This is a genomic window from Pseudomonas sp. Lb2C2, assembly GCF_052112205.1.
Classification (GTDB): domain Bacteria; phylum Pseudomonadota; class Gammaproteobacteria; order Pseudomonadales; family Pseudomonadaceae; genus Aquipseudomonas; species Aquipseudomonas kilonensis.
This window is the reverse complement of the sequence record NZ_JAUTYW010000001.1, coordinates 654,985-674,504: the sequence shown is the minus strand read 5'-3', so window position 1 is coordinate 674,504 and position 19,520 is coordinate 654,985. Positions and strand designations below refer to the sequence as shown.

At 60.7% G+C, this 19,520-nt stretch carries 18 protein-coding genes; 15 read left to right on the top strand and 3 right to left on the bottom strand.

Translation table 11 applies throughout. The features are described 5' to 3' along the window. Window positions 1–80: 80 nt before the first annotated feature. Complete coding sequence (locus Q7F16_RS02850; RefSeq protein WP_409555590.1) at window positions 81–1,454, bottom strand: heavy metal sensor histidine kinase; 1,374 nt, start codon at window positions 1,452–1,454, stop codon at window positions 81–83. After that, window positions 1,454–2,158 carry a heavy metal response regulator transcription factor gene (locus Q7F16_RS02845; protein WP_046062417.1) on the bottom strand — a complete coding sequence of 235 codons (705 nt, stop codon included), beginning with the start codon at window positions 2,156–2,158 and terminating at the stop codon, window positions 1,454–1,456. Before Q7F16_RS02845 ends, Q7F16_RS02850 begins: the two co-directional genes overlap by 1 nt. 548 nt (window positions 2,159–2,706) lie before the next feature. On the opposite strand from Q7F16_RS02845, the gene Q7F16_RS02840 reads away from it, so the two are divergent. The 8 genes from Q7F16_RS02840 to Q7F16_RS02805 are packed head-to-tail and all read left to right on the top strand — an operon-like array spanning window position 2,707 to window position 11,518. Continuing rightward, window positions 2,707–4,932, top strand: coding sequence for a type VI secretion system Vgr family protein (locus tag Q7F16_RS02840; protein ID WP_409555589.1), 2,226 nt, complete (start codon window positions 2,707–2,709; stop codon window positions 4,930–4,932). A gap of 16 nt (window positions 4,933–4,948) precedes the next feature. Beyond that, window positions 4,949–5,407: a DUF6484 domain-containing protein gene (locus Q7F16_RS02835; RefSeq protein WP_409555588.1), complete on the top strand. Its 459-nt coding sequence runs from the start codon at window positions 4,949–4,951 to the stop codon at window positions 5,405–5,407. A 12-nt stretch (window positions 5,408–5,419) separates the two neighbouring features. Further along, window positions 5,420–6,562 carry a DUF2169 family type VI secretion system accessory protein gene (locus tag Q7F16_RS02830; protein WP_409555587.1) on the top strand — a complete coding sequence of 381 codons (1,143 nt, stop codon included), beginning with the start codon at window positions 5,420–5,422 and terminating at the stop codon, window positions 6,560–6,562. Then, a complete protein-coding gene (locus Q7F16_RS02825) occupies window positions 6,559–7,623 on the top strand; it encodes a 3-oxoacyl-ACP synthase (RefSeq protein ID WP_409555586.1) in 1,065 nt (354 codons plus the stop codon). The genes Q7F16_RS02830 and Q7F16_RS02825 overlap by 4 nt, the downstream gene beginning before the upstream one ends. Continuing rightward, on the top strand, window positions 7,620–8,537 hold the full coding sequence (locus tag Q7F16_RS02820) for a DUF4150 domain-containing protein (RefSeq protein WP_003201902.1): 918 nt from the start codon (window positions 7,620–7,622) through the stop codon (window positions 8,535–8,537). The genes Q7F16_RS02825 and Q7F16_RS02820 overlap by 4 nt, the downstream gene beginning before the upstream one ends. Continuing rightward, complete coding sequence (locus tag Q7F16_RS02815) at window positions 8,537–9,403, top strand: hypothetical protein (protein ID WP_200899326.1); 867 nt, start codon at window positions 8,537–8,539, stop codon at window positions 9,401–9,403. Before Q7F16_RS02820 ends, Q7F16_RS02815 begins: the two co-directional genes overlap by 1 nt. Window positions 9,404–9,418: 15 nt before the next feature. After that, entirely contained in the window at window positions 9,419–10,678 is a 1,260-nt protein-coding gene (locus tag Q7F16_RS02810; RefSeq protein ID WP_409555585.1) for a TIGR02270 family protein, read from the top strand. Window positions 10,679–10,738: 60 nt separating this feature from the next. Further along, the gene (locus Q7F16_RS02805) at window positions 10,739–11,518 is read left to right on the top strand and encodes an SDR family NAD(P)-dependent oxidoreductase (protein WP_046062411.1); all 780 of its coding nucleotides are present in this window, start codon (window positions 10,739–10,741) and stop codon (window positions 11,516–11,518) included. A 29-nt stretch (window positions 11,519–11,547) separates the two neighbouring features. Here Q7F16_RS02805 and Q7F16_RS02800 read toward each other — a convergent pair whose 3' ends face one another. Next, the gene (locus Q7F16_RS02800; protein WP_409555584.1) at window positions 11,548–12,429 is read right to left on the bottom strand and encodes a LysR family transcriptional regulator; all 882 of its coding nucleotides are present in this window, start codon (window positions 12,427–12,429) and stop codon (window positions 11,548–11,550) included. Window positions 12,430–12,581: 152 nt separating this feature from the next. Between Q7F16_RS02800 and Q7F16_RS02795 the strand changes: the two genes are divergently transcribed. From Q7F16_RS02795 to Q7F16_RS02765, 7 genes are all read left to right on the top strand, one after another. Next, entirely contained in the window at window positions 12,582–13,790 is a 1,209-nt protein-coding gene (locus Q7F16_RS02795) for an MFS transporter (protein WP_409555583.1), read from the top strand. 136 nt (window positions 13,791–13,926) lie between these two features. Next, window positions 13,927–14,946 (top strand): LacI family DNA-binding transcriptional regulator, encoded by a 1,020-nt coding sequence (locus tag Q7F16_RS02790; RefSeq protein WP_028236876.1) that lies wholly within the window; start codon window positions 13,927–13,929, stop codon window positions 14,944–14,946. Then, window positions 14,930–15,934 (top strand): ABC transporter substrate-binding protein, encoded by a 1,005-nt coding sequence (locus Q7F16_RS02785; RefSeq protein ID WP_046062408.1) that lies wholly within the window; start codon window positions 14,930–14,932, stop codon window positions 15,932–15,934. The genes Q7F16_RS02790 and Q7F16_RS02785 overlap by 17 nt, the downstream gene beginning before the upstream one ends. A 15-nt stretch (window positions 15,935–15,949) precedes the next feature. Further along, window positions 15,950–16,804 (top strand): ABC transporter permease, encoded by an 855-nt coding sequence (locus Q7F16_RS02780; RefSeq protein WP_409555615.1) that lies wholly within the window; start codon window positions 15,950–15,952, stop codon window positions 16,802–16,804. Continuing rightward, window positions 16,801–17,595, top strand: coding sequence for an ABC transporter permease (locus Q7F16_RS02775; protein WP_046062407.1), 795 nt, complete (start codon window positions 16,801–16,803; stop codon window positions 17,593–17,595). Before Q7F16_RS02780 ends, Q7F16_RS02775 begins: the two co-directional genes overlap by 4 nt. Then, a complete protein-coding gene (locus Q7F16_RS02770) occupies window positions 17,592–18,623 on the top strand; it encodes an ABC transporter ATP-binding protein (protein WP_046062406.1) in 1,032 nt (343 codons plus the stop codon). Before Q7F16_RS02775 ends, Q7F16_RS02770 begins: the two co-directional genes overlap by 4 nt. Window positions 18,624–18,648: 25 nt before the next feature. Continuing rightward, a complete protein-coding gene (locus tag Q7F16_RS02765; RefSeq protein WP_046062405.1) occupies window positions 18,649–19,479 on the top strand; it encodes a phosphodiesterase in 831 nt (276 codons plus the stop codon). Window positions 19,480–19,520 lie beyond the last annotated feature (41 nt).

Sequence of the window (19,520 nt, the reverse complement as noted above, 5' to 3'; positions counted from 1 at the left end):
GCGGGGGCGACTGACGTCAAGGTGACTGCTGGCTGACGGGAAGATGTCAAACGCGGGCGGACTTTACTCGCAGGCGGCGACTAGCGCGTCGCCTGGCTCATCAGGGAAAATCCAAACGTATTGAGCCCATCCTTGCTGTGGGCGAACACCCGCCCACCGTGCATGGACGCCACCGCCCGCACGATGGAAAGGCCCAGGCCATGGTGGGCATCGCTTCGCGCCCTGGCGGTGTCGGCGCGATAGAAGCGCTCGAACAAACGCTCCAGGTGCACGTTGTCGATGGGCTCCCCGGCATTGGAAACGCTCACCTCGACCTGCATGCCGTGGCTGGCCAGCGTCACCGTGATGGTGCTTGTCGGCACCGCGTATCGCGCCGCGTTCTGTATCAGATTGGCCAGGGAGCGGTGAAAGAGGCGTCGGTCGATGCACACGCGCATGTCACCTTGGATCACCACGCTCAGCTGTTTGTCGTGCAGGACCGGCTCCAGATACTCCACCGTCTTCGACGCCTCTTCATAAAGCGAGACATCACTGAGCTCGGTTGCCCGCTGCCCACTCTCGGCCCCGGCCAGGAACAGCATGTCATTGACGATGGTGCCCATCCGTTCCAGCTCTTCGAGGTTCGACTGCAGCAAGTCCTGAAGCTCGCTCACCTCGCGCCCGTGGGCCAATGCCACCTGGGTCTGTCCGATCAGGTTGGTCAGGGGCGTTCGCAGCTCATGGGCCACATTGGCGTTGAACCCTTCGAGCTGACACCAGGCCGCTTCCTGGCGCGCCAAGGCGCCGTTGAATGACACCGCCAGTTCCTGCAATTCGCCTGGCAGCGCCTCGGTGTCCAGTCGTTGCTTCGAATCCCCCGGCGGCAGGCTGTTGGCTTGACGGCTCAAGCGCCTCACCGGTCCCAGGCCAAAACGCGCGATCCAGTAACCGAGCAGCGCAACCAGCCCGATGCCCAACGCCGAGGTCAGGATCAATATCTTGGTGAAGTGGTCCAGGGTCTTCAGAAACGGCGTTGAATCCAGCCCCACGATAAAACGCAGTTCCGGACGGTTGCCCATGGGGGGAATGGTCTTGAGCAACACCATCATGGGCCGCTCTTTCTCAGGCAGGTCGACGGTAAACAGCCCATCGGCACGCTTCGACCAATCCTGGCCGTCCGGCATCGCCCCGCCGTAACTGAAGGCTGGGTTGTCCACCAGGATCCAATAGCGGACCCGTTCATCCGCAGGCGTCAGGCCGTCGAGCTTCTGGCGCAAACCGACCCAGAACGTCGGCGAATCGTATTTGGCGAGCACCGGGTCGAGCACGGAATGGCGCAGGATCAGCTCGTTCTGCATCTGCTCATCGAGCGATTGCTTCAAGGAACAGCGCAACAGCGTCGCGCTGATCGACATGATCAGCAGGACAGCGAGGGCGAACATCAGGGCAAGCCGCTTGGCGATCGATCTTTTCATCAAGGCGTTCCACTTTGCCTGCTATCGACCTCGCGGCTTTCCAGCACATACCCCATGCCGCGGACGGTATGTAGCAGCTTGCGCGGATACGGGGTATCCACCTTGGCGCGGACGCGCTTGATCGCAACCTCGACCACGTTGGCATCACTGTCGAAATTCATGTCCCAGACCTGCTCGGCAATCATCAACTTGGAAAGGATCTCGCCCTGATGCCGCGCCAACAGGCTTAACAGGGAGAACTCCTTGGCCGTCAGGTCCAGCCGCAGCCCTCCCCGGGTCACCTTGCGCGCTTGCAGATCGACCTCCAGGTCGTCGATGCGCAAATGCGTCAGGTCAACCGTGTCACCGGCGCGACGACGTATCAAGGCCTGGATGCGTGCGACAAGTTCGGCAAACGAAAAAGGCTTGCCCAGGTAATCATCGGCCCCCTCGCGCAGTCCTCGAATGCGGTCATCCACCGTCCCCCTGGCCGACAACATGATGACCGGGGTTTTCTTGTGCAGGCGCAGTCCTTGCAACACGTCGTAGCCGTCCTTGCCCGGCAGCATCACATCCAGGATCACGACGTCGTAGTCCCATTCCAGTGCGTAATGCAGGCCATCGATACCATTTGTGGCAACGTCGACAATGTAGCCAAGCTCGGTCAAACCACGATGGACGTAGGAGGAGGTTTTTTCTTCGTCCTCGACAATGAGCAAACGCATCGGGTAACGCCTCTCTTAAAACGGTGCCACAAATTAGGAGACCCAATAGTCGATCCCCGATGTTTGGCTGGGTGCTGATGCTTCAAGCCCCCTGCAAGATCGCCTGGATGTACATTTTCCCCAGTCTAGGCCGCGAAGGTGTCCGCAGGCTGACCGCTTCCTGACATTCTTGTCAGAAAGGCGTCAAGGGCCGAGTCCGTCATTCTTCCTGAGTTATTCGATTTTGGAATTACAGTTATAGCTAACGAAACTACGTGGAGGACCTTCCGTCACCTATCTTGACGTCAGGTATCGGTCCCAACCGGGGCGATGCTGGAACGTTATCTAACGGGCTCCAGACATACGTTAATCGGCAGGATAAGGATCTGCTCGTACGTTCAGTTTGATTGAAGACCGCAAGACCGATAAGGAGATCCCCCTGTGGTGGATGTGCAGCAATTGTTGGACTCGATTCCCCCTGGCATCCCCTATGGCGACGACTATGGGTGCGATGCCACCCTCTTTACGACGGCCAACTGACGCCCGAACCCGAGCCAAGGAAGCCGCTCATGGCAATCACGCAAAACACCCGTTTGGTACAGGTCGACAGTCCTCTCGGCGGCGATGTCCTGTTGTTGCAAGGCATGGACGGCAGCGAAGAGCTGGGGCGGTTGTTCCACTACGAATTGGACCTGACCTCCGAAGACCGGGCGATCACGTTCGACCAGTTGCTGGGCAAGCCGATGGGCCTGACCCTGGAGCTGTACGACGGTGGCAAACGCTACTTCCACGGCATTGTCTGCAGTTGCCGGCAACTGACCGGGCACGGCCAGTTCGCCGGTTATCGCGTCAGTCTACGGCCCTGGTTCTGGCTGCTCACGCGCACCTCCGACTGCCGGATTTTCCAGAACAAGACCGTGCCGGACATCATCAAGCAGGTGTTCCGCGACCTCGGATTCTCCGATTTCGAGGACAGCCTGAGCGGCAGCTACCGCGAGTGGGAATATTGCGTGCAGTACCGCGAAACCAGCTTCGATTTCGTCAGCCGGTTGATGGAGCAGGAAGGCATCTATTACTACTTTCGCCATGAAGAGGCGCGTCATGTGCTGGTGTTGGCCGACGCCTATGGCGCCCACACCACGGCACCCGACTATGCCTCGGTGCCCTTCTATCCGCCCGATCGGCAAATGCGCGAGCGCGATCATTTCTACGACTGGCAACTGGCGCGGGAAGTACAACCTGGCTCGCTGGCGCTGAACGACTATGACTTCCTGCGCCCGCGCGCCAGCCTTGAGGTGCGCTCCAGCGTGCCGCGCAACCACACCAACGCCGACTACCCGCTCTACGACTACCCGGGTGAATACGTCCAGAGCAACGATGGCGATCACTACGCCCGTACCCGCATCGAAGCCATTCACAGCCAGTTCGAGCGTGTGCAATTACGCGGTCGCGCCCGCGGCATCGGTTGCGGTCATGTGTTCACGCTGACGGGATACGACCGTGCCGACCAGAACCGTGAATACCTGGTGGTGACCGCCCGTTATCAGATCCGTCAGGATGCCTATGAAAGCGGCCAGTCGGACGTCGACGAACAGTTCGTCAGCGAGCTGGACTGCATGGATGCCAACCAGGCCTTCCGCCCTCTGCCCCTCACGCCCATGCCCATCGTCCGTGGGCCGCAGACCGCTGTGGTGGTAGGTCCCAGTGGCGAGGAGATCTGGACCGACCAGTATGGCCGGGTCAAAGTGCATTTCCATTGGGATCGCCATGACCAGTCCAACGAAAACAGCTCCTGCTGGATTCGCGTGTCCCAGGCCTGGGCCGGCAAGAACTGGGGCTCCGTGCAGCTCCCGCGGATCGGTCAGGAAGTGATCGTCAGTTTCCTCGAGGGCGATCCGGATCGGCCTATCATCACCGGCCGCGTCTACAACGCCGAACAGACCGTGCCCTACGGATTGCCGGCCAATGCCACCCAGAGCGGGGTGAAAAGCCGTTCAAGCAAGGGCGGTTCACCGGCCAACTTCAATGAAATCCGCATGGAGGACAAGAAAGGCGCCGAGCAGCTGTTCATCCACGCCGAAAAAAACCAGGACATCGAGGTCGAGAACGACGAGACCCACTGGGTGGGCCACGACCGCAGCAAGACCATCGACAACGACGAGACCGTGCACGTCAAACACGACCGCACCGAAACCGTCGACAACAACGAAACCATCACCATCGGTGTGGATCGCAAGGAAAAGGTCGGCAATAACGAAACCATCTCCATCGGTGTGAACCGTACCGAGGATGTCGGCAGCAATGAGAAAATCACCATCGGCGCCAATCGCACCGAGAACGTGGGCAGTAACGAGACCATCACCATCGGTGCCGACCGCACGGAAAAAGTCGGTGCCAACGAGAAAATCACCATCGTCAGCAACCGTACCGAGGACGTGGGCGGCAACGAAACCATCGGCATCAGCGGCAACCGTAACGAAACGGTCCAGGGCAACGAAGGCATCGAGATCAGCGGCAACCAGAGTACCCAGATCGGCCAGAACGAGTCCCGCGACGTGGCCCAGAACCGCAGCACCAACATCAAGCAGAACGACAGCCTGGACGTGGGCAAGCACTTCTCCCTCAACGCCGGCGACTCCATCAGCCTGACCACGGGCGCGGCGAGCATCACCATGAAGAAGGACGGCACCATCGTGATCAGCGGCAAGAACATCACCATCGACGGCTCCGGCGCCATCAACATCAAGGCGAACAAGAACGTGGTCGTCAAAGGCCAGAAAATCCTGCAGAACTAGCCACGGAGTGGGCGCCATGACCGTTGAATATCATTTAGCCGTTTCCTCCACCGCCACGCCCTCGCGCGTGGATGGCGTTGTGATTGGGGTGCTGCTGGATGTGCCCAGTGCAGATGCCCCTGTGGTGGCCTTCCCTGGCTGCCCCGGTGAAACCGGCCTCGCCGCGCGCACCACCACCCCACTCGCCCGTGAAGACATCGGCGCCCAGGTCGCGCTGATGTTCGAGGCCGGCGACCTGACCCGGCCGCTGGTGATCGGTCGCATCCAGCGTTTGCCGCAAACCACAACGCCAGCCGTCGCCCACCTGGACGGCGAGCGCCTGGAGTTCACCGCGGAGCGGGAAATCGTCCTGCGCTGCGGCAAGGCGAGCATCACCCTCACCCGCGAGGGCAAGATACTGATTCGAGGGACCTATCTTTCGAGCCGATCATCCGGTGTGAACCGCATCAAGGGCGGCTCGGTACAGATCAACTGAGGCAGTGACACCATGGAATTGGTAAACAAGACCCGCTTTGTCGGCGGCTATACGACCTCAACCGATAAAACGGGCCGTGAATGGCTGGTCGTGGTGGCGAAAGGAACCTATGGTATTCCAGATCACCCTGGACATCCGCTGCGCCTGCTCGAACAACAGGTTCCGCTGATCATGGCCGATGTATTCCCAGGGGAGCCCAGCGAATCAGCCGCGTTATACGAAAACGATTTTGCGCTGCACAAGCCCCGCTGCGATGTTCTGCTCAATGGTCACTGCCACGCCCCCAATGGAGAGCCGGCGACGGAGGTGAACGTGGCGCTGAAAGTGGGGACTCTCGTCAAAGCATTCAAAGTGATTGGGGCACGAATCTATGAGGATAGCGCCCTCTCACACTCGATAAGCAAACCTGTTCCATTCACCACGATGCCGATTACCTACGCGCAGGCTTTTGGCGGCGTGGATCGCACGCATGCAGACCCGGCGAAACACAAATGGTACCCATGGAACCCGGTTGGAGCCGGATTTTACCCCGCAGCAAACAGTGCCCAGACCAATGGCTTGCCGCTCCCAAATACCGAAGAACTGGACAGGCCGGTCACCGCCCCCCACGAACATTACAAGCCAATGGCATTTGGCCCGATTGGTCGAGCATGGCGGCAGCGTATCCAATGGGCCGGCACTTATGATCAGGCGTGGCTTGATCATCAATTTCCATTCCTTCCCGAAGATTTTGACTTGCGCTATTTCCAATGTGCACCCGAGGACCAGCAAATCGATTATCCCCGGGGGGGCGAAGAGGTCGCGTTGCTTAATCTGAGCGATAAAGGCCGTTCGGCATTCAGGCTTCCGGCAAACCTGAAACTAGCGGTGCTTGTCGTTTTTCACGACGACAGCACACGGGAAGCAGCCGCCGTGGTCGACACCGTCATTCTTGAACCTGGCGCGAATCGCCTGACGCTGACATGGCGAGCCTCTTCGCCCCTCGGGCGCAACATCAAGGAGGTGGCCAAGGTCATCGTCGGGCAAACCGCCGATCAGTTCGAACAGGCCAAGGCCAACGAAGAACGCATGCGAGGAAAACAACACTTCAAGTCATTGGCTCAACTCATCGCGTGGACTAAGGAAGCCTATCCTCCCGCGGAAGAGGAGATATGACCCCCATGCAGGGGCACGCCCTCTTCATCACCAGCATGGGCATGGCGTGTCCCGTGGGCTTATGCGTCGCCAGCGCCTGTGCTGCCAAGCGCGCCGGGCTGTCAGCACTCCAGGAGCTGCCGTTTTTTGACAACGCGTGCGAACCCATCGTCGGCGCGGCTGTGCCCAGCCTTGACCTGGCGCTGCCGGCAGCAGCGCGCATGTCCGGACTCATGATGCATGCACTGGTCGAGTTGATACAGGGTGCGCCGAAGCTGGATTGGACAGAAGTGCCATTTCTCCTGTGCCTGGCTGAACCGGAGCGCCCCGGAATCAATATCAGGGAAATAGCCCAGGCCGTCATACAGGACATATCTTCCAAGTTGGGCATACAGTTCCATCCAACGCATTCCAGGGTCATCCCCTCCGGCCATGTTGCCGGCATGCATGCCCTTCATGAAGCCAGTCGATTAATGCAGGAAACACGGGTTCCCGCCTGTGTGGTGGCAGGTGTTGACTCGCTGCTCAGCGCCTTGACGCTGCAGTGGCTGGACGAACATCGCCGGCTGAAAACGGCCACTCACAATGACGGCTTGTTTCCTGGTGAAGGGGCCGCGGCCATCCTGATTCAGGCCTATCGGCAACCTGGTACCTGCCTGCAAATCTCAGGCCTGGGCTTTGGGCAAGAAGAGGCGTCTCTTTTGTCGAGCAAACCCCTGCGAGCAGGCGGGCTGACCGACGCCGCTCGTACGGCGCTCGCACAGGCCAAACTGGGTCTGCATGAAATTGATCTGCGCCTGTCTGATGTCACGGGAGAGCAATACGGGTTCAAGGAACTTCCGTTGATGGAGGCCCGGCTTTTTCGAACAGTCCGAAAAGAGGATCAACCACTGTGGCATTGGGCAGAGGCCATGGGTGACACCGGGGCCATTGCTGGAATCGTCCAATTGATACTCGCCGACCAGGCGTTTCGCAAAGGCTATGCACCGGGAACCACCGCGATCTGTCTGAGCAGTGCCCTGGCCGGCGCACGCGCCGCCGCCGTCGTGCGCGACCTTAGCCAGCCAGAGGGGGACCTATGAGCTGCGACGTTTACGCAAATGGCGATGAGATTGCCTGCAAAGCGGGTGGCGGCAAGGTCATCGCGGCGTTCCCGGATGTCTGCCTGACACCACCACCGCCTCCGGGAGGGCCAATCCCGGTGCCCTATCCAGACACCTCGTTTTCCAAGGACATGAAGAAAGGCAGCAAGACCGTCAAGATCGAAAACAAGGAGATCATGTTAAAAAATCGCTCCTTCTATAAAACCTCACCGCTGGGCGATGAAGCCGCCACAAGGAGCCAGGGTGCCGGCGTCATCACTCACGTCATCACCGGCAAGACCTATTTTGTCTCATGGTCAATGGATGTTCTTTTCGAAGGCCAGAACGTAGACCGACATACCGATCTCACCACATCGAATCATGCCAGCCCCGCAGCGAATGCGGCCGTGCCCATGGTCAACACCGCCAAATACAGTCCGGTGCAACAAGACGCCAAGGTGCCGGGCAAACACAAATGTGAATGTTGTGGCGGCGCGGCGCACTCCAAGGCTCAAGCGAACGGGGAGTACATGACGGAGGAGCAATTCTACGGCACCGCACAAAATCCCAAGAATGCAGCTGTCCTCGCCAAAGTCCGGGCCAACCCCAAGTGCAGGCACCTGTTGCCACCCGCCGGAAAGCAACCGAGCGGCTGCAATAAGTACTACGTAACGAGCAAACGGGAGAAGGCCAACATTGAAAATGATTGGGCGATTAACAGACCAGGCTATATGCGTTGGAAAACAGAAGTGGGCCAGGGAGAGCCGGTGGCGCATAGAGTCCCCAAGGCGGCCGGAGGTTGTCCGGCCGGGCAAGGGAATCTCGCCCCTACTGGCAAGAAGTGTGAGAAGCTCGAAGGAGAGCTGAGTGCACTTCAAGAGACACGCATCAATAGTTTTCCAAGGCCCGAATGATGAAAGCCTCTATTTACAAGCACACCCAAAGACCTGGTTTCCTTCAAGACAGCTTCTATTGGAAGGGGCGTGGATATCACTACAGTGGCCCCACTCCGGCAGAAGTGTTGTCACCTGACGGATGGATGAGCAATGACCCGTGGATTGCACTTGCTGCGATTCTCGAACAGGCCAAGCACGGCGATTACAGCCACGTATCCCAACTGCGCAAATGGATAGTGGACCCCAGTTGCGATCCAACGCTGGTATCGGCCTGCCTCGGCCTGACCGCTGATGCAGGGCTCGACACTGACCTGGATTTCCTTGCCGAGCTCATACTCGAAGGCCCCACTTACCTTCGCATCGAGGCGTGCCTGGCAGCCCAGTGGTCTGGTGTGCTGTGGCTGATACCTTTCATGGTTGAGGCATGGCGTACGTTTGCACGTCGGGCCGACCGAGCCGCCGTGGAAGCCAATTTAACCAATCTGCTTGACCCCATCGAAAACGAACCCGAGTTCTTTGACAGTGGCCTGAACGAAGTCGATTACAAAGCGGCTGTCGATTCACGACTTAGCGAACTGCAGAACGCTTATGGCAGCGATCGCTGCTCAATTTCCGGGGGGATGCCCGTCGACATGAACAAACAAGTCTGGGTCATGAGAAAGTCCCTGGTTCCTTCAGGCACTGACGAATGGATCGATTGGAGCAACTTTCTTATCTGGAGGCGTAAATTCGAGGTGTATTCCGGCGTCGACTGTTCCAGCTTCTACGGAAAAAACGGCGAGTTCCAACCGCTGAATGCGGCCGCTGTCCTGGACCGGTACATGGCCTCTCCCCTGCACTTCGAAGTCGGTAAACGTTACTTCTTTGGAAACCTGGTGCCGTAACAAGACAGAGACGTCATGGTCCCCATCTCATCAATGATCGAGCAACACGCCGAAGAAGCTTGCTTCCTCATCCTCCTGCACGATCACGCCGTGCGCGCGCCCCACTATGACCTTGACGACCTCAGCAAACTGGACGAACGCATCGACGCTCATCTCGATGGTCTGCGCATTGCTGGCTCAACAGGCCTGGAGACTCTGCTGACCCAGCTCGGCCCGCACACCGTCGGCGAGATGTTCGCCAGTGTGCTGCTGGCCTTCGAGGCGGCCAATGCGAAGGGGCTGTCGCTGCTCAGCGAGCACTTAAGAAGTGCCACGGAAACTGAACGAGGTTACCTGATGGCCCTGGGGTGGCTCGACTGGGAACGGGTATCGCCCTGGATCGAGCGCATGCTCGCCTCCCCCGAGCCTTTGTTTCACCGCCTCGGCCTGGCGGCCTGCGGCATGCATCGCCAGAATCCCGGCCCTATTCTGCTGACCGAACTGGCTCACGCCGACCCCAGCGTGTTGGCACGTGCCGCCCGTACTGCCGGCGAACTGCGCCGGCGTGACCTGCTGCCGACGATTCGTACCCATCGTCTACATGAGAATGCGGCCACGCGCTTCTGGGCCAACTGGGCCACCGCACAGATGGGCGACGAGCAAGCCCTGGAGCCATTGCGACAATTCGCCGAACAACCGGGCGAGTTCCAGTATCGCGCGCTCTGTGTATTGCTGGCTTGGCAGGAACGCGAGCCCAGCGTTGCCTGGATACGCCAGTTGGTACAGGATCCCAGGGATCGGCGCATCGGCATCCAGGCCCTTGGGCTGCTAGGCGATCCGGTCTGCGTACCGTGGTTGATCCAGCAGATCAGCGACCTGCCCTATGCCCGGGTCGCCGGTGAAGCCTTCAGCCTGATCACCGGCGCTGACCTGGCGCTACTCGACCTGGAACTGCAGGCCTTGCCGGATTTCGATGCGGGCCCGAACGATGACCCTGAAGACCCCAATGTCGCGATGGACCCCGATGAAAACCTGCCCTGGCCCGACCCGCAGGCAATTGAAAGATGGTGGCAAGCCAATAGCGGACACTTCCCGGCAGGTACTCGTTATATGCTGGGATTGGCCCATAGCGAACACAGCTTTCAGCAAGCCCTTATCCACGGCCAGCAACGTCAGCGCATCGCCGCCGCCTGCGGCATCGCCCGCTATCGGCCAAACGAAGTGCTTTTCCCCACGAGCGCACCGGCCTGGCGGCAAAAGCGCTTGTTGGGTATGACAGCAGCGTTTGGGCGTTGACCAGGCGGTCTATGTCGCGCTTCGACGCCCGGCAATTACTTATGACCCTGTGGAGGCAGCATGCCAAACGTAACTTTACAGAACCCTGTGGCACTCATCAGTGGGGTTGGAAGCGAGATCGGAATCGGCATGGCGATCGCGCGCAGACTGGGTACTGCAGGTGCCAGACTGATCGTCACCGCCAGCAGTGCGCGAATCAATGATCGAGTCGCAGAGCTGCGTGCCGAAGGGTTCGAAGTCCAAGGCCGGGCCCTCGATCTTACCGATGAAAGCCAGGTACGTGAGTTCATGGCGTGGGCAGAGTCCCTCTGGGGGCGGATCGATATCCTGGTTAACAACGCGGGCATGGCCATGCAAGGCAGCCCGGAGTTTTTTTCCGACTTGGCAAGCATGGATCTGCACACCTGGAACCTGACGCTGGCGCGAAACCTGACCACGGCTTTTCTGCTTACACGGGCAGTGCTGCCCGGCATGCGGGCGCGTCGATACGGGCGCATCGTCAACATCAGTTCCACTACCGGAACCCGCTGCAGCAACCCCGGCGAAGCGGCTTACAGCGCCGCGAAGGCCGCTATGGTTGGAATGAGCATGAGCCTGGCGCTGGAAGTCGCCCAGCAAGGGATCACTGTAAACAGCGTCGCTCCCGGCTGGATCACCACAGGATCGACCACCACAGAGGAAGCCAAAGCGGCCGAATACACGCCGATGGGCCGCGCCGGACGTCCCGAAGAGGTCGCTGCACTGGTTGCTTTCCTTGCGTCTTCAGAGGCGAGCTACCTCACGGGCGAAGTCATTGTGGTGGATGGTGGGAACTGCCTGGTCGAGAACAAGGCTCCTTGATCCCCCCCCTCGCGATAGCGGTGGTTCAGTCACTTGAACAATTCACTGTTCATGAAATCAATGAACACCCGCAGTTTTGGCGCCAGGTGTTTGCTTGAAGGCCAGAGCATGCGGAAGGTGTTCTGATGCCGATTGAACTCGTCGAGGACGGTGACCAGTTCACCGCTGGCGATCGCCTCACGCACAGTGAAATCCGGCACGCAGGCAATCCCCAGCGCGTCATGCACCACGTGCAGCAATGCCTCGGTGGTGTTGCAGACCAGGGTGGCCGGCAGGTTGAGATCCGGCTCCCCGTCGCTGTTTACCGGCCAGACCTGCATCCTGCCAGTACTGGGAAACTTGTATAGCAGGCAGGCATGGCGCTGCAGATCCGTCGGTACCTGAGGCATGCCGTGTTCGGCGAAGTACTGGGGCGAACCGACCACAACCAGCTTGAACGTGCCCAACGGGCGGGACATCAGCCGGGAGTCGTTCGGTTCTCCGGTCCGAATGACGACATCGAAACCTTCCTCGATGATGTCCACCAGCCTGTCGGAGAAATCCAGGTCCAGTTCGATACTGGGGTAGCGGCGCATGAAGGCGATCAGCGTCGGCATGACCAAATCGGCAACCAGGGGCAAACTCACGCGCAGTTTGCCCCGTGGTGCTTGGTGGGTTTCCGACAGTTCCAGTTCGGCCGCTTCGACTTCGCAGAGAATGCGTCGGCAACGCTCGAGGAAAAGCGTTCCTTCCGCCGTCAGCGTGATACTGCGCGTGCTGCGATGAAACAGCCGCACACCCAGCCGTTCCTCGAGCCGGGCGACGCTTTTGCCCACCGCCGAAGACGAAATGCCAAGCGCCCTGCCCGCCTCTGAAAAGCTGCGGGTTTCGGCCGCGCGAACAAAAAAACCAATCCCGCTCAGTGATTCCACGCCAGGCTCCAATTGCGGACATTTTTTCCGATGTGTTGCGCACTCTAGCATTCTTGTCTCGCCAAGGAGCGGCACTTACCGTAGTCGGCACTTATCAATCTGCGATTGACGCCGCCATCTGGCGGGTCAGAAGCGTTTCAAGCAGGTGACACATGACGATTGCCAATACCCATATCGACACTGGTGCCGAGGTCGTTCAAGACGCTGCGCCGCTCCCCATCGGATCACTGTTTGCCCTCGCGCTGGCGGCGTTCGTGACCATTCTCACCGAAGCCTTGCCCGCCGGCCTTCTCTCACAGATCAGCGAAGGGTTGGCTATTTCCGAAGCCCTCGCCGGCCAGTTGGTCACGGTCTACGCGATAGGTTCCTTGCTGGCGGCCATTCCCTTGACGGCCGCGACCCAAGGCATGCGGCGCCGGTCGCTCTTGCTGGTGTCCATTGCCGGTTTTGCCGTGGCCAATACGGTGACGACGCTTTCGTCCCATTATGGCTTGACGATCGTTGCGCGCTTGCTGGGTGGCGTATCGGCCGGGCTGCTCTGGGCCTTGTTGGCCGGTTATGCCGCCCGTATGGTGCCCGAGAGCCAGAAAGGTCGGGCGATTGCGATTGCCATGGTGGGCGCACCCTTGGCGTTATCCCGGGGCGTACCGGCCGGCACCTTGCTCGGTAATTTGATCGGTTGGCGGATGAGCTTTGCCATCATGAGCGTGTTCGCCGTCGCCTTGATGGTCTGGGTGCGACTCAAGGTGCCTGACTTTCCCGGGCAAACCACCGGCAAACGCCTTGCGTTGCGCCAGGTCTTCACCCTGCCGGGCGTTCGCTCGGTGTTGTTCGTGGTGCTGGCTTTTGTCCTGGCGCACAACATTCTCTTTACCTATATCGCGCCGTTCCTGATGACGGCGGGCCTGGGCGAGCGGATCGACCTGGTTCTGCTAGTCTTCGGGGTCGCATCGTTGCTGGGCATCTGGGTCGTCGGCGTGCTGATCGATCGCCATCTACGGGCGTTGACCCTTGCCAGCACGGCGCTGTTCGCCATCTCGGCACTGACGCTAGGCGCCATGAGCGACAACCCTGCCGCGATCTATATCGCGGTAGCGGCCTGGGGAATCGCCTTTGGAGGGGCCGGGACGTTGTTCCAGACGGCAATCGCCAAGACGGCCGCAGAGGCAGCGGATCTCGCCCAGTCGATGTTGGTCACGGCCTGGAACGTCGCCATTGCCGGTGGCGGGATCGTGGGGGGCGTGCTGCTCGATCACCTCGGTGTCGTTGCCTTTGCGCCTGTGCTGGTCGCTCTCTTGCTGCTGACGTTGGCGGTGGTATGGTCCGCCAGGCAGTACGGGTTTACCGCAAGCCTGCGCTGAGTCTGCACATGCGCCCTGGATAGCCCCCAACGATAGATATCAGCCACTGACATCAAATTGTCATCACTGCGTCGCCAAAACGCCATAAGCCCTGAGTACTGTCCTCGCCAATGAGATCGATCTCAAGCGAGTGACAATGACTGATTTGAAAGAAGTGGCACGTTTGGCTGGGGTCTCGCGGGCAACCGCGGCCCGCACCTTTGCCTCCCCTGAAGTGGTGCGTCCGGCCACCCGCGAGCAGGTGTTCGCCGCTGCGCGCCAACTGGGTTTTCGGCCCAATCGTCTGGGCCGCCAACTGCGCCTGCAGGTGACCAAGCTGATCGGCGTGGTGGTCCCCAACCTGCTCAATCCCGTGTTCGCCGAACAATTCCAGGCCATGGAGCGCGCTGCGCGCTTGCGCGGCTACAACCTGCTCCTGGCGACGACCGACTACAGCAGCGAGCGCGAAAGCGTGGTGGTCGAGGAGCTGTTGCGCCAGCGCGTCGATGGCCTGGTCCTCACGGTGACCGACGCCGAGAGCAACCGCGTGCTGCAAAGCCTGGACAACGAGGACACGCCTTTTGTGCTGGCCTATCACCAGCCGGGCAATCCGGACTACAGCGCCGTGTCGGTGGACAACCGCGCCGGCATGGCCCTCGCCACGCGCTATCTGCTGGAAGCCGGGCATTGGCGCATTGGCATGGTTGCCGGCCCTGCCCTGCAATCGGATCGTGCTCGCCTGCGTTACGCCGGTTATTGCGACGCCATGCGTGAGGCCGGTCTCGACTGCCTGCCGGTGATTGAAATGCCGGCCCATACCCAAGCCGACTTCGCCGCCATCGAGCCACTGCTGCAAGGCCCGCAAGCCCTCAGTGCATTGGTTTGCTCCAACGATCTGTTGGCAATCAGCCTGATTGCACAACTGCGCCGCAACGGCTGGCACGTCCCCCAGCAGCTTTCGGTCATTGGCTTTGACGGCATCGCCCTCGGCACTCAGATGCACCCGACGCTGTGCAGCGTCGTCCAGCCTATCGAGGCCCTGGCCTGCACCGTGATCGACCAACTGCTGGCGCAGATCGGCGGCGCCGCACCGGTTTCCCATTGCCTGCCCTGCCATATCCGGCCGGGCGAAAGTACTCAACCCTACGAGGAGACGCTTGATGATCCGCTTCAGTAAAACCCTGGCGACGTTGCTGCTTTGCGGCGTTGCCAGCCTGGCCCAGGCTGCCGAAACGGCGATTTGCTACAACTGCCCACCGGAATGGGCCGACTGGGGCACGCAGCTCAAGGCCATTGCCGATACCACCGGCGTGCAGGTCCCGCTGGACAACAAGAACTCCGGGCAGGCCTTGGCACAACTGGTGGCCGAGCAGGCCGCGCCAGTGGCGGATGTGGTGTATTACGGCGTGACCTTCGGTTTGCAGGCGCAAAAAGCCGGGGTGGTCGGCACCTATAAACCCAAGGGCTGGGAGCAGATCCCGGTCGGTTTGAAGGACCCGCAAGGACACTGGTTTGCCATTCACTCCGGCACCTTGGGCATCATGGTTAACGTCGATGCGCTGGGCGGCCTGCCCGTGCCGCAAAGCTGGGGTGATCTGCTCAAGCCTGAGTACAAAGGCATGGTCGGCTACCTTGATCCGTCCAGTGCGTTCGTCGGTTACGTTTCTGCGGTAGCGATCAACCAGGCCATGGGCGGTAGCCTCAATGACTTCACGCCAGCGATCGATTACTTCCAGAAACTGGCGAAAAACTCGCCCATCGTGCCCAAGCAGACCGCTTATGCGCGGGTGTTGTCCGGGGAGTTGCCGATCCTGGTCGATTACGATTTCAACGCCTACCGGGCGCGCTACAAGGACAAGGCCAACGTCGCTTTCGTGATTCCCAAGGAAGGCAGCATCAGCGTGCCTTACGTGATGAGCATCGTCGACAACGCGCCCCATCGGGCCAACGCCGAGAAGGTCCTGGATTTCGTCCTGTCCGAGCAAGGCCAGGCGCTCTGGGCCAAGGCGTACCTGCGGCCAGTGCGAGCGATGAAAATGCCTGCCGACATCGCCGCGCAGTTCCTGCCGGATAGCGATTACGCCCGGGCCGGCGTGGTCAACTACGAGCAGATGGCGGCGGCGCAGGAAGCCTTTTCCGCGCGTTACCTGAAAGAGGTCAAGTAAGTGACCGCCTCGGTAATAAAAGCCCGGGGAGTCTCGTCGGGCCAGGCCACGGTGCCGCGTTTGCGGCTGACCGCGGCCTGGGCCCTGGCGCCTGCGGCAGCGGTGCTGTTCGCCTTCTGGCTGTTGCCGCTGGCGCATCTGATCGTGCTGGGCGGGCAACGTCGCGACGGCGGCGAAAACGGTTATTGGCAGGTCCTGGGCAGTGCGCAATACCTGGGCAGCCTGGCACAGACTTGCCTGCTGGCTCTGGCGACAACCCTCGCGGCGCTGTTGGTGGGAGGCATCAGTGGGGTTTTCCTCAGTCGCCAGCGCTTCTTCGCTCGTTCGCTGTTGGTCGCCTTGTTGACCTTCCCGCTGGCATTCCCCGGTGTGGTCGTCGGTTTCCTGGTGATTCTACTGGCTGGGCGCCAAGGCTTGTTCGCCAGTCTCGGTCTTGAGCTGGCAGGTGAGCGCTGGATCTTCGCCTACTCGCTGATGGGCCTTTGTATCGGTTACCTGTACTTCTCGATTCCGCGGGTGATCCTCACGGTGATGGCCGCTTGCGAAAGCCTGGATCGCAGCCTGGAAGAAGCCGCCCATTCATTGGGCGCCGGCCACTGGCGAGTGATCTGCGATGTCATCGTCCCAGGCCTGGCGCCGGCGCTGGTCTCGTGCGGAGCGATCTGCTTTGCCACCTCCATGGGCGCGTTCGGGACGGCCTTCACCTTGGGCACCCGCCTGAACGTGACCCCGGTGGCGATCTACAACGTGTTCACCAACTACGCCAATTTCGCCGTGGCCGCTGCGCTGTCGGTGGTGCTGGGGGCGCTGACCTGGGCGGTGCTGCTATTGGCCAGACGCCTGGCGAAAAACTCGAGGACAGTCTTGTGAGACGCTCAACACTGTTCATCGGCCAGTTGCTGTTCACCCTGCTGGTCTGCGCGTTCATGTTGGTGCCGGTGCTGATGTCGCTGCTGGCCGGGCTGACACGCAATTATTTCCAGGGCGTGTCCAGCGGCCTGACGTTCGATTGGCTGGTGCAAGTCTGGCAGGCCTATTCGCCGACGGTCTGGCTCTCCCTGCAACTGGCCGTGGCCTGCGCACTGTGCGTCTGCGTGGTGGGTGTTCCGGCGGCTTATGCACTGGTACGGATGAACAACCGCTTCAGCCGCGCGTTCGAGGAGTTGATGGTGCTGCCGGTGGCGATGCCAGGCCTGGCCAGCGCCCTGGCATTGCTGCTCACCTATGGGCAGTTTGGCGGATTTCGCAGCAGCTGGCTGTTCATTCTCGTCGGCCATGTGCTGTTCACCCTGCCGTTCCTGGTGCGCCCGGTGATGGCAGTGATGCAACGCCAGCACTTGCCCGTCCTGGAAGAAGCAGCGGCCAGCCTTGGTGCCGGGCCGTTGCGACGATTCTTCAGTGTGGTGGTGCCTAATTGTCGGGCAGGGATTCTCGCCGGGGTACTCATGGTTGTCACGCTGTCGCTGGGCGAGTTCAACCTGACCTGGATGCTCCACACGCCGATGACCAAGACGCTGCCGGTGGGCCTGGCCGACAGTTATGCCTCGGCCAGGCTGGAAGTCGCCAGCGCCTACACCCTCATATTCCTGCTGATGATCGTGCCGCTGCTGATTGCATTGCAGGCCATCAGCGCACGCCTTTCCCGTGGAGAAAAACGATGACCGGAACCACCATTCGCCTGGCGGGTTGCCGCAAGGCGTTCTCGGACGGCACCGTTGCCGTGCATGACCTGGACCTGACCATAGAGGCCGGCGAAACCCTGGCGATCCTCGGCCCGTCCGGTTGCGGTAAAACCACCACCCTGCGGCTGATCGCCGGGCTCGAACGCCCGGATGTGGGGCAGGTGTTTTTTGGCGACACCGACGTTACCCGCCTGCCCATCGAGCGGCGCGACGTGGGCATGGTGTTCCAGAACTATGCGTTGTTTCCCAACCTGGATGTGGCCGGCAACATCGTCTATGGCCTGAAGATTCGCGGCATGGCGCCTGCCGAACGGAACAAGCGCTGCTGCGAGCTGCTGGAACTGGTGGGCCTTCAGGACCATGGCAAGCGCAACATCCATGAGCTGTCCGGCGGCCAGCGCCAGCGGGTCGCCCTCGCCCGTGCCCTGGCGCCCAAGCCCCGGGTATTGCTGCTCGACGAACCCTTGGCGGCACTGGACGCGCAATTGCGTGAGCGCCTGCGCAGCGAGCTGGATCAGTTGCTACGCCATCTGGGCATTACCGCCGTGTTCGTCACCCACGACCAGGGCGAGGCCATGGCGCTGGGCGATCGGATCCTGGTCATGGAGCGCGGGCGCGTCGCGCAATTGGCCAGCCCACGGGAAATCTATCAGCAACCGGCCAACGCTTTCGTCGCCAGTTTTGTCGGCAACCTCAACGCTTTTCCAGTGCTCAAACACACGCCCCTGGGCTTGAAAGTCCATGGCGGAGAGTTGCCATGGCTGGGTGCCGGGTTGCCCGCCACCGTCTATTGCCGTCCCGAGCATTTGCGGGTGATGGACAACGAGGGGCATCTGCGCGGGCGCCTGGTGGGCCAGTTTTTCCAGGGAGCCCAAAGCCGCCTGTTGGTGGACGTCGGCGCCGCCCAACCATTGCTGGTGGACAGCACCGACGGCGTCATACATACCCCCGGTGCCCTGGTTGCCTTGGCCATCGAGCCGCAGGTGCTGTTCACCTTGTCATCGTGATATTCGTGTTTTCAGAGGGCATATTTTGAATCATCCGTTTCTCATTGCGCAGATCAGCGACCTGCATCTCAAGGCCGGGGAAAAACTGACCTATGGCGTCGTCGATACCCTCGCCGCGTTGCGTCGTGCCGTTGATCATTTGAATACCCGGGTGCCGCGTCCCGACATCGTGGTGATCAGTGGCGACCTGGTGGACTTCGGTCGCCCTGATGAATACGCCGTGCTGCACCCCGAACTGGCGCGCCTGCACATGCCTTGCTACCTGGTGCCCGGTAACCATGACAACCGCGAACATTTGCGGGCGGCGTTTGCCGATCATGACTACTTGCCAAGCGTGGCTGGGGCTCCGTTGGATTGGGTGGTCGACGCGCATCCGCTGCGCCTGATCGGCCTGGACAGCACCATTCCCGGCGGCCATGGCGGCCGGTTGCTGGACAGCCAATTAAGCTGGCTCGATGAACAGTTGGCCGGTCGTCCCGACGTGCCAACGCTGCTGGTCCTGCACCATCCGCCGTTTATCAGCGGCATCGGCCACATGGACCGCGAACCGTTCATCAACGCCTCGGCGCTGGAGCAGGTCATCGCCCGTCATCCGCAGGTAGAGCGCCTGCTATGCGGGCATTTGCATCGGCCGATGCAGCGACGCTTTGGTGGCAGCCTGAGCTGCGTGTGTCCCGGCACCTCCCATCAAATTGTCCTGGATCTACAGCCAACCGCTCCCGCGCATTTCAACCTGGAACCACCCGGCTACCTGCTGCATCACTGGCATGGACAGGGGTTGGTGACCCATAACGGCGTGTTTGGCGAATATCCCGGGCCGTACCCCTTTTATGACGCTCATGGATTGATCGACTGATAACCCAGGGACTTTCACTGATGACATTCTTTGGAGATTTA

Coding starts and splice junctions, on each gene's coding strand:
- Q7F16_RS02850 (WP_409555590.1), bottom strand. CDS start 1,454: ATGAAAAGATCGATCGCCAAGCGGCTTGCCCTGATGTTCGCCCTCGCT.
- Q7F16_RS02845 (WP_046062417.1), bottom strand. CDS start 2,158: ATGCGTTTGCTCATTGTCGAGGACGAAGAAAAAACCTCCTCCTACGTC.
- Q7F16_RS02840 (WP_409555589.1), top strand. CDS start 2,707: ATGGCAATCACGCAAAACACCCGTTTGGTACAGGTCGACAGTCCTCTC.
- Q7F16_RS02835 (WP_409555588.1), top strand. CDS start 4,949: ATGACCGTTGAATATCATTTAGCCGTTTCCTCCACCGCCACGCCCTCG.
- Q7F16_RS02830 (WP_409555587.1), top strand. CDS start 5,420: ATGGAATTGGTAAACAAGACCCGCTTTGTCGGCGGCTATACGACCTCA.
- Q7F16_RS02825 (WP_409555586.1), top strand. CDS start 6,559: ATGACCCCCATGCAGGGGCACGCCCTCTTCATCACCAGCATGGGCATG.
- Q7F16_RS02820 (WP_003201902.1), top strand. CDS start 7,620: ATGAGCTGCGACGTTTACGCAAATGGCGATGAGATTGCCTGCAAAGCG.
- Q7F16_RS02815 (WP_200899326.1), top strand. CDS start 8,537: ATGAAAGCCTCTATTTACAAGCACACCCAAAGACCTGGTTTCCTTCAA.
- Q7F16_RS02810 (WP_409555585.1), top strand. CDS start 9,419: ATGGTCCCCATCTCATCAATGATCGAGCAACACGCCGAAGAAGCTTGC.
- Q7F16_RS02805 (WP_046062411.1), top strand. CDS start 10,739: ATGCCAAACGTAACTTTACAGAACCCTGTGGCACTCATCAGTGGGGTT.
- Q7F16_RS02795 (WP_409555583.1), top strand. CDS start 12,582: ATGACGATTGCCAATACCCATATCGACACTGGTGCCGAGGTCGTTCAA.
- Q7F16_RS02790 (WP_028236876.1), top strand. CDS start 13,927: ATGACTGATTTGAAAGAAGTGGCACGTTTGGCTGGGGTCTCGCGGGCA.
- Q7F16_RS02785 (WP_046062408.1), top strand. CDS start 14,930: ATGATCCGCTTCAGTAAAACCCTGGCGACGTTGCTGCTTTGCGGCGTT.
- Q7F16_RS02770 (WP_046062406.1), top strand. CDS start 17,592: ATGACCGGAACCACCATTCGCCTGGCGGGTTGCCGCAAGGCGTTCTCG.